We start from the raw sequence: 13,819 nt of genomic DNA on the forward strand, positions 1-13,819 counted from the left end.
TGGGCGCTGTTGCACATGGCCGGCCATTATTTTCGTCTGGGTTCACCCAGCGTGTGCATCAGGCGGTTCGCCCAGCCAAACACTGCAATCGAATGGACAAGATCCAGAATTTCCAGATCATCCAGACCTGCATTTCTCAATGCCGCGACGGGCAGGCCTGCCGGGTCATCCGTCTTGCGTGTCAGCGCCACAGAAAAGTCAAACAGCGCGCGGTCCAGGCCATGTAAGTCAGCATCGAGCTTGTCGCGCAAAATGGTCTCAATCACGTCACTCCGCTTCTCCAACTGCACATGTCTGCGCGCGTGCACGCTTGCGCAGAAAATGCATTCGTTCACAATGGAGGCGGCAAGCGCTCCCATTTCCCGACCGCCCCGGGACAGACCATCCTTGCCATACATGATTTCGTTGAACAGCGGGCTGCGGGCATTCAGCATCGGCGCTTCCTGAGCCAGCACCAGAATGTAGTCTGAAACCTGAGTGGCTGAGGGCGTGATTTTCATCGCATCGCGCTGTTCGGCGGTTGCGCCTTCCAGTATGATCGGGCGGACACGCGGATGCCAATCCAACTCGTCCAGGGTGAAATCAACAACATGCTGGCTCATTTCAACCTCTTTTCAGCGCGCTCAAGCCCGCCACTACTAAAATTTGATAGTTCACGAATGCAATCAGCCCGGTCAGTGTCACAATGTCCCGGTCATCCAGCCCTGCAGAGTAAAGCGCCGCAATATCGGCCTCTGTTGTGTCCTTGGGTAAACGTGTCACCAGATCGACATGCCGCAAGACCGCAAAGAACCAGCCGTCGGATTTATCTGGCCACCAGGCCGGATCCGCAAGTGCCAGCTCAGCTGCGCCTGGGTCTTCATCATCCATCACTGATTCATATTGTTCGGCAAGGCCTTCACACTTCCACAAACGCGCCATGCGGGTTGCAAGCGCAGCTCGAAGTGCAAAGGAAAAATTGCGCGGGTTTTCCGGCCGCATGACAGCAAGATAATTTGCCTGGGTCATTTCTTTCAGCTTTGGCCGCTGATTGCGCAGCCGCGCCAGTTCCGAGCCGGGTCGGGCATCAAGGGCCGCATTGATCACGTCCGGCACACGATCACTCATACAGTGTTCTCCTTCATCTCCAGGCAGGCGTCAGCATCTGTCCACTCCGATCCGTCAAGTTCGGGCAGAGAATAGGCTTGCAGAGCGTCCCAATGCTGCTGAATGTCGCGGTTGAAAAGCTGCGCGCTGATGCTGCGTGCCAGCCATTTTGCGCCTTCACTGATAGCGGGGATGTCACCACTGACCTTGCCGAGGCTCATTGCAGACGCATAATTGAAGCAATGTATGTCGGCTAACCATGGCGCTTTGCCCATGTCTCGTTCGACAAACGAGAAGTCGTCATTCAGCCAGGGATAGCGCCCCTGTTCGCGGTTCTGCTCAGTTTCCCGCGGGGTAAACCTGTCCTCCCAGCACGCAATGTGACTGGCGACAAACCGCAATTCCGGTCGCAATTTCGGATCAACCGTGAAACCCGTTCCCAGAAGAACGAAATCTGTGGTGAAACTGCGCCCACTGCGGGTCTCCAGGACAATTTCACCATCGCGTTCCACCACCGAGGCGATGTCACAGTTGAAATGAAAGAACGCGTTCTTGTGTCGGCTCACTCGCAAAGTTGAATTGTGCGGTGCCGGCGTTTGCTGGCACGCAGCATAATGGCTGAATCGCCAGCGCCATTCTGCGGGCATTTCTGCATAGCCAGCGGTCATTCCGTAAGAGCCGACACCCATCAGCTTGTTAATTTGCGGCATTTCAGCACGCCGCGCCAGAAGCCGAACTTCTCCAGCTCCAGCCTCAAGTGCTTCAGCGGCATTGTCCACCGCGGATGCACCGATACCTATCACAACCACTCGCTTGCCGCGCAAGGCCGAAAAGTCGACCGGGTCAGACGAATGAGCCCAATGCAGATGGCGGGTTATAGACTTGATAAAGCTCGGCAGACTGGCATCGCCCATCCCTTCCCGGCCGGTTGCGAGCACCAGTTTGCGGGTGATGATCGGCGCACGGCAACCACCATTGATTTCCAACTCCAGATAGCCGTCTGGTCGCTGCAGAACAGATGTCAGTTCTGTTCCGTTTTCGACCGCGATGTCCAGTACCTTGCGGTACCAGCGCAGGTAGTCCATCCACTGCCGCCGCGGTATGCGATACAGCTCATCCCAGGCTTCACGACCAAACTGGGCGGTAAACCATGCCCGAAATGTCAAGCTTGCAATGCCGAAAGCTGGGCCAATCAGCGTTTTAGGAGATCGCAAGGTCTCCATTCGGGCATAGGTTACCCAAGGCCCCTCCTGCCCTGACGCTGCGCGATCGAGAATTCGGATGTTGGTAACGCCGCTTTGACGCAAGGCGAACCATGCAACAAGGCCGCACATTCCGCTGCCAACGATGGTGACATCGCTGACATTTTGTCCCGAATTTGTCGTTCTCGACGGCACCCAATTGGGTGCGGGATAGTTCAGGCATGCAAGATCGTCTTGCAGGCGTGCTTCCAACTGTTGCAGACCTTGATTTTTCACGTCCGTCTGAAGGTTCGCCATGGTCTTCAACGCCCCATCCAGCCGCCATCAACGAGCATGACTGAACCACTTACGTAGTCAGAGGCGGAAGAGGCAAGAAAGACAACCGGGCCAGCAAAGTCTTCCGGTTTTCCCCATCGGCCGGCAGGAATGCGGCCAACAATCAAGGCAGAACGCGCAGCATCTGCCTGCAACGCAGCAGTGTTGTCGGTAGCAATGTAGCCCGGCGCAATGGCATTCACGTTGACGCCGCGCTCTGCCCATTCATTGGCCAGCGATTTGGTCAATTGAGCAATGGCTCCTTTGCTGGCCGCATAGGCGGGCACATTGATACCGCCCTGGAAAGACAACAGGGATGCGGTGAAGATGACTTTGCCAGACCTGCGTTCCAGCATTCCCCGACCGATTGCCTGTGTGAGCACAAACTGGGCGTTCAGATTCACTTCCAGGATAGCGTCCCAATCTTCCAGCGAATGACGGGCTGCCGGTGCGCGGCGGATTGTGCCCCCGTTGTTCACCAGTATGTCTATCTGCTCGCGCTCCATAGCCTCGGCAAAGGCAACGACGGCCTCTCGCCGGGAAAAATCCACTGCATAGCCGGTGAATTGACGCCCGACACTACGAACAGCTCTTTCAATAGGACTGTCGGATTTCAGTGATGCACTGACCCCGATGATATCGGCTCCGGCGTCGGCCAGCGCAGTAGCCATCGCCGCCCCAATTCCACGGCTGCAGCCGGTCACCAGTGCTCTTTTGCCGTCGAGCCGGAAAGTATCCACCACGCTCATCGCCCGCCTCCCGCTGTTCAAATGCCAGTTGCTTTGAGCAAGGCTTCAGGATAGCGCGCGCCAGCCACCGCATCCGGTTTGAATGCTTTGGACATTGTCGCGAGCTCATCCTCTGTCAGGGCAATGCTGGCCGCAGCGGCATTTTCATCCAGATATTTTCGCCGCTTGGTGCCAGGGATGGGCACAACATCATGCCCTTGTGCCAGAACCCATGCCAGAGCCATCTGCCCGGCGGTTACTCCGCGCGTTTGCGCAAGTTGCCGAACTGTATTGGCCAAGGCGAGATTCTGATCATAATTTTCAGCAGCGAAGCGCGGATAGTTTCTGCGGCTGTCGCCTTCCTCCAATTCGGCCGCTGCAGCGACATTGCCCGCAAGAAAACCGCGACCCAATGGACTGTATGGCACCAGTCCGATACCCAGCTCTCGAAGAGTCGGAATGATGTTTGTTTCGATGTCGCGGCTCCAGAGCGAGTATTCCGTCTGCAAAGCCGCAATCGGGTGAACCGCATGCGCCCGGCGAATTGTTGCTGCTCCCGCCTCGGACAGTCCCAGGTATCGCACCTTGCCCTGGGCCACCAGTTCGGCCATTGCTCCGACGGTCTCCTCAATCGGCACTGTAGCATCGACCCGATGCTGGTAATAAAGGTCAACATGGTCAGTGCCCAGCCGTTTCAGGCTGGCTTCACAAGCACTGCGGACATAGTCCGGCGTGCCACAGACACCGCGCCCGCCGTCAGCGTAGCGAACGCTGCCGAATTTGGTAGCGATCACCAACTTCTCACGATGGCCTTTGATCACCTCTCCTATAAAGCTTTCATTCTGGCCAGAGCCATAGCTGTCGGCTGTATCGAGAAAGGTCACTCCGATATCGATAGCATGGCGCAATGTGGCGGCGGCCTCATCAGCGTCCACCACGCCGTAAGTGCCGGACATGCCCATGCAGCCAAGTCCAATGGATGGCACCGTAAGGCTGGAGCCAAGTTTACGCGTTTGCATATCGCCTCCTCAAAGCATTTCTCGTTGAAACGGTGACGTTTCAACGGCAAGACAATGCGGCCAGTTACGAAGCATTTCTCGTTGAAACGGTGACGTTTCAACGGCAAGACAATGCGACCAGACACACCCGAAGCGACCTAAAAATCGACCGTATCGGGGAACAGGCCGGAATTGCCGCAGCCCTGGATCGCATCAATCCTTCGCATTTCATCGTCCGTCAGGTCGAAATCAAAGAGCTGAGTGTTTTCGATAATGCGTGCAGGCGTTGTGGTTTTTGGAAGTGGCAACACGTCTTTCTGCAACAACCAGCGTAAGGTCACCTGAGAAACAGTGCGTTGCTTGTCGCGGGCGATCTCTTGAATGTCAGCAACCTCAAACAGTTTGCCATTGGCAAACGGGCCCCAGGCTTCAACCTGAATTCCCTCTGCCTTGCAGAAAGCAACAGCTTCATCCTGTAGAAAACTTGGGTGAATTTCGATCTGGTCGACCATCGGTCGCACTTCGCAGGCAGCCAGCAACGGCTTCAAATGGTGCGGCAGAAAATTGCACACACCCAGCACCCGAACAGTGCCTTTTTGATATTGTTCTTCGAAAAAGCGCCAGGTTTCGATGACGTCTTCCTGCCAACGGTCGCGATGCGGTTTGGCAATGGGCCAATGCACCATATACATGTCCAGATAATCCAGCTTCAGATTGTCCATGGTTCGGCCAAAAGCCTCAATGGCGTTGTCATAGCCGTGCTCGGGATTGCGCAACTTGCTGGTTATAAAAATTTGATCCCGTTCAATGCCGCTTTCGCGCACCGCACGGCCAACACCGGTTTCATTGCGATAGGCGGATGCCGTATCAATATGGCGGTACCCTGCAGCCAACGCATGCCCGACAGCTGCTTCGGTTTCCGCGCCATCTGGAATTTTCCAGGTGCCGAAACCCACACAGGGGATGCCGACGCCATTCGCCAGCATGAAGCAGTCCTTTACGGATTGAAGTTTCATGACTTATTCCTTTGCAAAACAGAGTGGGTGTCAGGCGGCGCCTAGCCAAACGACATCATCGGGAGTGCAAACCAACCGCAAATGCTCACCTGTAACTGACACACGGTGCTTGCTGTTCAGCCGCAGATTGATAGCGCCGCCACAATTGCCGGCGTTCAGAGAGATCAACTGATGGTCTCCGCGATAAATGACGCTGGTCACCTCGCCCTCAAATATTGCAGCCATATCACTGGTGGCCACACGCAAATTTTCCGGACGAATGGAAACTGTGCCATCAGTGCCTGAAGCAACCCCGACATTCAGCGGTATCGCCACGCCGTGCCACCGCAGCACTCGACCTTCGGCAGTGGTTTCAACGCGCCCTTCCAGCAGATTTGTTTCGCCAACAAATTCTGCAACAAAGCGAGAGACGGGCTTTTCGTAAATTTCGCGTGGCGTTCCGTCCTGCTCAATTCGCCCGTCACGCATAACCAGTATCCGGTCGCTCATTGTCAGAGCTTCGTCCTGATCATGGGTTACGAAGATGAAGGTTTTGCCGGTCTGCTGTTGCAGGTTCTTTAACTCGACCTGCACATCCGCTCGCAGTTTGGCATCCAGTGCGGCCAATGGCTCATCCAGCAACACAACGGCCGGGTCGGGCGCCAATGCACGGCCCAAGGCCACACGCTGTCGCTGTCCGCCCGAAAGTGCATCCGGACGCCGATCAGCAAACTGGCTGATGCGCAGCATATCCAGCAACTGGTTCACACGTTCTGTAACATGCGCCTTTGACCAGCGCTTTCGCTCCAGGCCGAAAGCTATATTTTGCCGTACAGTCATATGCGGAAACAACGCATAATCCTGAAACACCATGTTCGTGTTGCGCTTTTCCGGCGCCAGCCGCGTTACGTCCAACCCCTCGACCAGAATGCGACCACCGCTGACATCCTCAAAACCGCCCAGCATGCGCAGGGTTGTAGACTTGCCGCAGCCGGATGGCCCGAGCAGGGTTACAAATTGTCCTGACGCGATTTCGAGATTGAGGTCTTTTACGACCATCATCGCGCCATATGCCTTGTTAACGCCTTCGAACTTGACAATGGCCTGGCTCATCGGGCTGTTCCTTTGTTTCTGCGCGAGGCGCGTTCTGCCCAAATTCCAACCACTGCGGTAAGAACCAGAACGATGGTGGATATTGCGTTGATTTCAGGTGACATGCCCGCGCGCAGCTTGGCAAAAAGCAGCACCATCAGTGTCGGCTCATATCCGCCAAGGAAGAAGGCCCGGACAAAATCGTCATAACTTAGAAGCATGCAGAAGGTGGCTGCGCCAAATATAGCCGGGGTAAGATAGGGAATGGTGATCCGGCGAAAGGCGTCCCAGGCCGAAGACCCCAGATCGCGTGCTGCCTCTATCTGACTGGTGGGCAGCGACCCCAGACGCGCAAGCAGCATCAGAGTGGCAAATGGCACATTGTGAATAACCTGCCCCATGATCAGGGCCACCACACCGGGCTCCATGCCGATACTGCGTATGAATATGCGCAGCGAAATAGCCGAGATGATCCCGGGCATGACCGCAGGAAGACACAACAGCGCGAAAACCAGCATTTTTCCACGGAAGCGAAATGGCCCCATAAACATCGCAGTCCAAATGGAAATCAGCAATGTCAGCACCATGGATACAACAGCAATAAATGTTGTGTAGGCCATAGAGCGCATCATTTGCCCATCACGGAAAACCTGCAGATACCAATCTGTTGTCCAGGCATTGATGGGAAAGCCTATGAAGCGGCTGTCCTTGAAACTCATCAGAATCATCATTGCCAATGGCAGGCTGAGATAAAGTATGAAGGTCCAGTAACTCGATGCCAAAAGACGGGAGGAGAGTTTTCTCATCGCAGGATACTCCCTTCCTTGCCGCCGACAAGGCGCATGAATATTCCACAAACCACCATTGCGCCGACCAGCATGATGCCGGAAAATGCGGCTCCGATTGGCCAAGTGTCGCCAGCGTACATGAAGAAGCCGGCAATGGTTTCAGCGAACATTGTTGTGCGCGAGCCGCCCAGAAGAACGGGCGTAGCGTAAATGCCGATCGAGATCAGGAACACGAGCACGCAGCCGGAGGAAATTCCTGAACGCGACTGTGGCAGTATGATTTTCCAGAAACGGGTCAATGGCCCTGCGCCAAGGTCCGCGGCGGCTTCCAGTTGTGATGTGGGAATACGCTCCAAAGCAGCATAAAGGGGCATCATCATATAGAGCGATGTCAGGTAGATAACGCCAAATCCCACGGAAAAATTGGAGTAGATCAGTGAAAGAGGCTGATCGATGATGCCCAGCCAGATCAGCAGCATATTGATGAAACCACGGTTTCCCAGAAGGATCATGATCGCGTATGTGCGCACAATCTCACCCACCCAGAATGGTACCAGCAGAACCAGCATGAAGCGCAACTGCCGCTCAGGCCGCACCACCTTGGCAACGTAGTAGGCAACGGGATAGGTGATCATCAACGTTATGCCTGTGACAACCATGGCAAAGGTCAAGGTGCGAAAGAATTGATAAATGTAGATCGGGTCACCGAAAAACACTCTCCATGAAGCAAGGGTCCACACGGCTTGCTTGCCTACGGTTGGCGGATAGCTGCTCAAGAAGCTGATGCGCACCATTTCAACAATAGGCGCGACATTCATCGCAAGAATCCAGATCATCGGCAGGCTGCCGATCACCAGTGCACGCCGTAATGGCGTGGCTGACAGCAAGTCGATCAATTTTTCCCATAATGAGGAAGGCGGCATCCGTTCAGCCCGTTCTGGAGCAATTCGGCAAATATGCAAAAAAGCTGATTTCGAAAGTGGCGGTGGCGGCTGCCGGTTTCTGCGCTGTATGAAAATGCAAAAACCGGCAGACTGAACCTCGTGGAATTCAGGCCGCTTTAACCTGCTCAACCGCGGCATCAATCAATGGCCACTTCAGATCATTGGCCTCACTGCTGATGAAGATCAGCCGTTCCAGATCACGCGGGCTGAAAGCAATGGCGCGCTTCTCCAGATCACTTAGAGCCTCGTCCGCGCCATCGATGGTGGAAGCAAAGCCAGATGCCCGCACCATTTCGGTACCAACCTCAGGTGATGCCAGAATGGCATCCAGCAGTTTGTAGGCATTTTCAGCATTGGGCGAATTGTTGGCAAGGTTGAGGTTGTAAACAAAGCCGTAGCCGCCTTCCTTTGGAATGTTCACATCCAGCGGAAAGCCTTCCATAATCATCTTGGCGAAAGGTCCGGACCAGGCTTGTGCGGCCACAACTTCCTGATTGATGAACATCTGTTGTGACTCCGGACCGGAGGTCACATATTTGCGCACCATGTCCTTATGCTCGATCATCATGTCGCGGGCCGCATTGACAACTTCACGCGCTTTTTCCTCGTTTCCAAGATATTCAACCATGTTGCCGTCATTGCCCATGGCCAGGATCAGGCTGGAGAAAAATCCCTGGATCTCATAGGTCACCTGCCCCTTGAACTTCGGGTCAAACATGATCATCCAGCTATCGGCTTCCTCGTCAGAAACCATTTCCGTGTTGTAGCAAAGCGCATCCGCGCCGGTCAGAATGGGCATGCCCCATTTGTTGCCATCCATTGAAATCCAGTCGCTTTCGCGAAAAACCGGATTAACGTTCTGCCAGTGTATAAGCTTCTCCGTATCCAGCGGCGCCAAAAGATCGGAGCTGACAAACTGCTTGAAGCGATGACTGGCAATGGTCACAAGATCAGCGCTGGGATTGGGCGCTTCAGCAGCCATGAGATTGAACTGGGCTCCCTGGTCGTCAACCAGTCGAATGCGGATCTGCACGCCCGTGTCGCGCTGAAACTGGTCTATAAAGCTTTGTGGCAAAAAGTTTGCATAGGTCCAAACGTTCACCACATTGCTCTGGGCAAAGGCAGAACTGCGCATGACATAGGGGGTAGCCAGGGCGCCGGCGGCTGCACCCGCCGTTTTGAGGAATCGTCTGCGAGTGAATGGCATTTGCTTCATCATCATCATCCTTCCGGTAAATTGCCGGGCAGCGCCACGGCGAATTGATGTCAGGCTCAGGAATTGGCAGTCATGCCGGGAGTTTTGACACCCTGCTCCAGCCGCGTTCGCAGCGCGGCGGCAGAGATGCCGGAAAGGCCAAGCACGTCCAGAAGGTCATTGGCCCGGCGGAAATCCTCTCCATAAACTGCAGAGAGAATGTCTATTCCCGCCTCATGCAGTTGCATGGGTGCGCCACAGATCCGGCCAATCAACGCGGATGTCAGCAGGCCGAACGGCACGTCTTCGTAAACATAGCGGGTATCGAGTGTGGCAGGTCCATGCCCGCCCCGGCCGTCCTCATGCATTGCCCTGTTCATGTCGGATACAGATCCATAAGGCACATGGAATGACTTGTGAAAATGCTCCCGAACGGTTTTTACCGGAATGTCCAGCGCGGCGGCCACAGACAAGCGTTCATCGTCCAGCGCTTCCATCAGACGGCCGATACCGGGCGTCACATTTTCTGCCTGCCCCCAGACCTCGCCCCGCTCCATTCGCGTCAGGTTGCCCAGCACTATGGCCAGGTGGTTTTGCGGGTTAACGTTGCTCAGCGCAATCGCCAGTGCATTTTCGCGCGCGACAAATCGCTCACCGAACAACGTGGCGCACAGCGCCATGCCGTTGGCGAGGCAGTCTGCGGGAATGGTGGAGAGATCCACATTCTGCCGCACAGAGTTCAGCCACACAGAGTCTGGCGCGGTGCGCCTTCCGGTTGTGGCTGTTGTGCCCCAGATTATGACTGGAATGCTCAATCCCCGTTTGGCAATCTGCATTTGCAGATAAAGCCCGCTGAAAGAAATTTCCGAACTGACAATGATTGCCTGCTGGTGTGTCAGCAATGGCACCATTCGGTCGATGACGGCTCTGTGCGCATAGCCCGGCAGGCACAGCATGACGACATCTGCCTGGCCGAGAACTTCCGCCATATCCTCCGAAGCTGCCACGGGAAAATGCCCGGAAATTGCACCCGTCGCGTTAATTCCAGATGCCAGGGCGTCTGCCTGCTCAGGGTCGCGCGTCCACAAACTTGCTGAATGCCCATTGGTAGCGGCCAGCGCTGCCCCGCTCAAACCAATAGCGCCAGAACCCAGAATTGCCAGTTGCACCGAAATCTCCACTTGCCGTTTCCAACCAGAAGTAAGCCGCCAGCGAAAAGATTTGTCAATACGATTTTCGAATGATATTTGGTTCAATATTCTTTTTCTGAATTATCGACCCGTATTTGACTTGGCACGACGAATCCGCACATTCCATCAGTGACCGGTTGATACTGGAGGTGAACTCTTGGATTTTCGTGACGTGAATTTTCGCCAGTTTGATGCATTCTCCGCGGTTATGGCTGCGGGCAGCATTACCGGTGCGGCTAAAATGCTGGGCTGCTCGCAACCAACCATAACGCGATTGATCCGCGAGTTTGAAAGTGCACTCGGGTTTGAGCTCCTGCACAGAAGCGGGCCCAGGGTTTCACCCACCGAGCGGGCTCTTAAATTCCATCAGGAAGTCGAAGGTCTGATGGTCGACATGGGCCGTTTGCAAGAGCGTGTGGCGGAAATTCGCGAGGAGGCAACACCCCGCATACACATTGCCGCCACGCCGGCTCTGGCTGTATCTCTGGTGCCGGGCGCGCTTGCGCGGCTGGCTGCCGAAGACCTGCCGCAACGTATTCTGCTCAGTGCCGATCCAATTGAACGGGTTATCCAATCTGTTGTTTCGCGCAAATCAGAGCTTGGTGTCGCTTCATTTCCAATCGAGCATGCGTCGATTGAAACACACTGGCTTGCCGAAGCACCCTGTGTCGCAATCTTGCCGATCGGCCATCCGCTTGGTGGGCATGGTCATTTGCGGGTTGCCGATCTGAAGGATGAAAGGCTGATAGCTGCAGCGCATCCCTTTCGTCACCGCACCCGTATCGACCGCGCATTGCAGGAAAATGGCGTTGAACCAAACCGGGTGATTGATACCAATGCCTCCATAACCGCAATCAGCATGGCACGAGCTGGACTGGGTGTGGCAATTGTTGAGCCGGCAACCGCCTACGGCTACCCCGTAGAGGGCGTAGAAGTGTGCAGGATTGATGCGCAAATTCCGTTTTACTTTGGCGCAATCAGCCCGGTAAATGTTCCATTGTCACCAGCGGCGGAAGCCTTCATTCCCTGTGTCAGAGATTATGCTGCAGCAATTATTCCGGGGATACGGTTCAAAACAAATGTAGCCAAAATTTAAAGCGAGCTGAGTTTCAAAACAAGCTGCTGAGCTGTGGCGTGGTATTGATACTAGGGCGAGGAGACGGTTGGCAGCGGGTCGGTCAGCGTTGTCAGATAGCGGCTCAATGCCGCTGTTTCCTCTTCGGTAAAGCGCAGAACGAGTTTGGAGCGACGAACCAGAATATCCTCTGCGGTGCGCGCCCATTCATTCTCAACCAGCCACCGAACCTCTGCCTCATATAGACCGTGGCCAATTTCCTGCCCCATACCGCCAGGCGTCTGCAGAATTTCCCGCGCCAATGTGCCGTAGGACCAGAAGAGGCGCTCAACCACATCTGCCGCCACATCAGGCGCCAGCCTCTGCAACTGTTTCAGCAATGCATCTGCATCCTCCGGCTGGAAGTTGCCGCCCGGTAAAGGCGCAGAAGCTGTCCAGCTTTTGCCCTTTTTTCCCAGTGCATGTTCGAGATGCTGCAAGGAATCCTCTGCAAGGCGCCGATAGGTGGTGATCTTGCCACCGAAGATATCCAGAACCGGTGCCCCATCCTCCCGCGACATTTTCAGCACATAGTCGCGTGTTGCTTCCTGTGCCTTGGATGCGTGATCGTCATAAAGCGGGCGCACGCCGGAATATGCCCAGACAATCGCATCACGTGGGACTGGCGTTTTGAGATACTCCCCCGCCGCTGCCAGCAGATAATCTGTTTCCTGCGGCGTTATGGCTGCTTGAGCAGGGTCGCCGGTATAATCCAGATCGGTTGTGCCAATCAGCGTATAATCCCGCTCGAAGGGGATGGTGAAAATGATGCGTCCATCCCGGTTCTGGAAAATATAAGCCCGGTCATGGTCGTAAAGCTTGCGCACAACAAGGTGCGAGCCCTTCACTAACCTGACGTTGTGCACACTGGAATGGCCGCGCGTTGCCACCGCCTCATCCGTCCATGGGCCGGCTGCGTTGACAATGGCGCGGGCGTGCACCGTGCGGGCACCCAATCCGCCGGGCTCCATCAGGTCGATTTCCCACTTGCCACCAACGGCATGGCAGCCAACCACCCTTGTTCTGGTGAAAATCTGCGCGCCATGCGCCACTGCATCCCGAGCGTTCAGCACCACCAGCCGACTGTCATCCACCCGAGCATCGGAATATTCAAACCCCGTACGAAATTGCGGGTCGAGCGGCGCGCCCAGTGGTCCACTCAGATCAATGGTGCGTGTTGCCGGCAGGTTTTTTCGCCCACCCAGATTGTCATATAACAGGAGGCCCAGGCGCAGCATCCACGCGGGACGCAGCTCTTTGTGATGTGGAAGAATGAATCGCAAGGGATGGATAATGTGCGGCGCCATCCGCCACAGCACCTCACGCTCGATCAGCGCCTCACGCACCAGGCGAAACTCGTAATGTTCAAGGTAGCGCAGCCCACCATGCACAAGCTTTGTCGACCAGGATGATGTGCCGCTCGCCAGATCGTTCATTTCGGCCAAGCCGACCGAAAAGCCGCGCCCCGCAGCATCGCGTGCAATGCCGCAGCCATTGACGCCGCCGCCAATGATAAAAATGTCGAAGCTGCCTGGAACTGTCATATCATTCCTGTCAGGTTGAACCATGGCTGTTAGCAAAGACCTGCGCTTTAGATCAGTTCATTAAAACCTGTGTGAACTGGCTTGGTATGTTAGCAACATTGCGGCTATATGGGGAACGAATATAATTTCCATCGACCATGCAGAATGTGACTAAGTCTTATGCTGACCATGAAGGGCAAATACGGCCTCAAGGCAATGCTGCATCTTGCAGCGCAACCTGAAGACCAGCTGACGCAATCTGAAGAAATTGCTACCGCGCACAATATTTCAAAGAAGTTTCTGGATGCTATTCTGGGTGAACTGCGGAATGCGGGTTTTGTGCATGCCCGAAAGGGCCGCGGCGGTGGCTACCGGCTTTCCAGGCATGCGTCCGAAATTCGCATAGGGCATATTTTGCGCGTGCTGGATGGACCGCTGGCACCTATTCCATGTGCAAGCCGCACCGCCTATCGCCGTTGCGAAGACTGCCGGGATGAGGCCGTTTGTCAGGTCCGGCTGGTCATGCTGGAGGTGCGCAATGCCATTGCAGCGATTCTGGATGAAAAATCTCTCGCAGAACTGCTGACAATGCCCGATCTGGTCGAGCAGGACCTGGCAACCTTTGCTGCCAATGCTTAAGCCTGCTCCG

At 55.3% G+C, this 13,819-nt stretch carries 14 protein-coding genes; 2 read left to right on the forward strand and 12 right to left on the reverse strand.

What is annotated here, in order from left to right:
* Positions 1–26: 26 nt before the first annotated feature.
* From FPY71_RS07840 to FPY71_RS07890, 11 genes are all read right to left on the reverse strand, one after another.
* Positions 27–602, reverse strand: coding sequence for a peroxidase-related enzyme (locus FPY71_RS07840; RefSeq protein WP_149299374.1), 576 nt, complete (start codon positions 600–602; stop codon positions 27–29).
* A gap of 1 nt (position 603) precedes the next feature.
* Positions 604–1,107 carry a CMD domain-containing protein gene (locus tag FPY71_RS07845; RefSeq protein ID WP_149299376.1) on the reverse strand — a complete coding sequence of 168 codons (504 nt, stop codon included), beginning with the start codon at positions 1,105–1,107 and terminating at the stop codon, positions 604–606.
* Positions 1,104–2,585 carry a flavin-containing monooxygenase gene (locus tag FPY71_RS07850; RefSeq protein ID WP_149299378.1) on the reverse strand — a complete coding sequence of 494 codons (1,482 nt, stop codon included), beginning with the start codon at positions 2,583–2,585 and terminating at the stop codon, positions 1,104–1,106. The genes FPY71_RS07845 and FPY71_RS07850 overlap by 4 nt, the downstream gene beginning before the upstream one ends.
* A 5-nt stretch (positions 2,586–2,590) precedes the next feature.
* Positions 2,591–3,352, reverse strand: coding sequence for an SDR family oxidoreductase (locus tag FPY71_RS07855; RefSeq protein WP_149299380.1), 762 nt, complete (start codon positions 3,350–3,352; stop codon positions 2,591–2,593).
* A gap of 17 nt (positions 3,353–3,369) precedes the next feature.
* Positions 3,370–4,350, reverse strand: a complete 981-nt coding sequence (locus tag FPY71_RS07860) for an aldo/keto reductase (protein ID WP_149299381.1) — start codon at positions 4,348–4,350, stop codon at positions 3,370–3,372.
* A gap of 137 nt (positions 4,351–4,487) precedes the next feature.
* The gene (locus FPY71_RS07865; protein WP_149299383.1) at positions 4,488–5,345 is read right to left on the reverse strand and encodes an aldo/keto reductase; all 858 of its coding nucleotides are present in this window, start codon (positions 5,343–5,345) and stop codon (positions 4,488–4,490) included.
* Positions 5,346–5,375: 30 nt separating this feature from the next.
* The gene (locus FPY71_RS07870) at positions 5,376–6,437 is read right to left on the reverse strand and encodes an ABC transporter ATP-binding protein (RefSeq protein ID WP_149299385.1); all 1,062 of its coding nucleotides are present in this window, start codon (positions 6,435–6,437) and stop codon (positions 5,376–5,378) included.
* Positions 6,434–7,222, reverse strand: a complete 789-nt coding sequence (locus FPY71_RS07875) for an ABC transporter permease (RefSeq protein ID WP_149299387.1) — start codon at positions 7,220–7,222, stop codon at positions 6,434–6,436. Before FPY71_RS07875 ends, FPY71_RS07870 begins: the two co-directional genes overlap by 4 nt.
* Positions 7,219–8,100 (reverse strand): ABC transporter permease, encoded by an 882-nt coding sequence (locus tag FPY71_RS07880; RefSeq protein WP_246160192.1) that lies wholly within the window; start codon positions 8,098–8,100, stop codon positions 7,219–7,221. The genes FPY71_RS07875 and FPY71_RS07880 overlap by 4 nt, the downstream gene beginning before the upstream one ends.
* 154 nt (positions 8,101–8,254) lie before the next feature.
* The gene (locus tag FPY71_RS07885) at positions 8,255–9,355 is read right to left on the reverse strand and encodes an ABC transporter substrate-binding protein (RefSeq protein ID WP_246160193.1); all 1,101 of its coding nucleotides are present in this window, start codon (positions 9,353–9,355) and stop codon (positions 8,255–8,257) included.
* Positions 9,356–9,420: 65 nt separating this feature from the next.
* The gene (locus FPY71_RS07890) at positions 9,421–10,524 is read right to left on the reverse strand and encodes an NAD/NADP-dependent octopine/nopaline dehydrogenase family protein (RefSeq protein ID WP_246160194.1); all 1,104 of its coding nucleotides are present in this window, start codon (positions 10,522–10,524) and stop codon (positions 9,421–9,423) included.
* Positions 10,525–10,690: 166 nt separating this feature from the next.
* Between FPY71_RS07890 and FPY71_RS07895 the strand changes: the two genes are divergently transcribed.
* Complete coding sequence (locus FPY71_RS07895; RefSeq protein WP_149299393.1) at positions 10,691–11,629, forward strand: LysR family transcriptional regulator; 939 nt, start codon at positions 10,691–10,693, stop codon at positions 11,627–11,629.
* 50 nt (positions 11,630–11,679) lie between these two features.
* Here FPY71_RS07895 and glpD read toward each other — a convergent pair whose 3' ends face one another.
* Entirely contained in the window at positions 11,680–13,191 is a 1,512-nt protein-coding gene (gene glpD / locus FPY71_RS07900; RefSeq protein ID WP_149299394.1) for a glycerol-3-phosphate dehydrogenase, read from the reverse strand.
* 159 nt (positions 13,192–13,350) lie between these two features.
* Between glpD and FPY71_RS07905 the strand changes: the two genes are divergently transcribed.
* Positions 13,351–13,809, forward strand: a complete 459-nt coding sequence (locus tag FPY71_RS07905; protein ID WP_149299396.1) for an RrF2 family transcriptional regulator — start codon at positions 13,351–13,353, stop codon at positions 13,807–13,809.
* Positions 13,810–13,819: the final 10 nt, after the last annotated feature.

Source organism: Aureimonas fodinaquatilis (assembly GCF_008369445.1).
GTDB classification, from domain to species: domain Bacteria; phylum Pseudomonadota; class Alphaproteobacteria; order Rhizobiales; family Rhizobiaceae; genus Aureimonas; species Aureimonas fodinaquatilis.

Bases quoted from the DNA above. Each gene is read 5' to 3' on its own strand.
- FPY71_RS07840 (WP_149299374.1), bottom strand. From the start codon at position 602: ATGAGCCAGCATGTTGTTGATTTCACCCTGGACGAGTTGGATTGGCAT.
- FPY71_RS07845 (WP_149299376.1), bottom strand. From the start codon at position 1,107: ATGAGTGATCGTGTGCCGGACGTGATCAATGCGGCCCTTGATGCCCGA.
- FPY71_RS07850 (WP_149299378.1), bottom strand. From the start codon at position 2,585: ATGGCGAACCTTCAGACGGACGTGAAAAATCAAGGTCTGCAACAGTTG.
- FPY71_RS07855 (WP_149299380.1), bottom strand. From the start codon at position 3,352: ATGAGCGTGGTGGATACTTTCCGGCTCGACGGCAAAAGAGCACTGGTG.
- FPY71_RS07860 (WP_149299381.1), bottom strand. From the start codon at position 4,350: ATGCAAACGCGTAAACTTGGCTCCAGCCTTACGGTGCCATCCATTGGA.
- FPY71_RS07865 (WP_149299383.1), bottom strand. From the start codon at position 5,345: ATGAAACTTCAATCCGTAAAGGACTGCTTCATGCTGGCGAATGGCGTC.
- FPY71_RS07870 (WP_149299385.1), bottom strand. From the start codon at position 6,437: ATGAGCCAGGCCATTGTCAAGTTCGAAGGCGTTAACAAGGCATATGGC.
- FPY71_RS07875 (WP_149299387.1), bottom strand. From the start codon at position 7,222: ATGAGAAAACTCTCCTCCCGTCTTTTGGCATCGAGTTACTGGACCTTC.
- FPY71_RS07885 (WP_246160193.1), bottom strand. From the start codon at position 9,355: ATGCCATTCACTCGCAGACGATTCCTCAAAACGGCGGGTGCAGCCGCC.
- glpD (WP_149299394.1), bottom strand. From the start codon at position 13,191: ATGACAGTTCCAGGCAGCTTCGACATTTTTATCATTGGCGGCGGCGTC.
- FPY71_RS07905 (WP_149299396.1), top strand. From the start codon at position 13,351: ATGCTGACCATGAAGGGCAAATACGGCCTCAAGGCAATGCTGCATCTT.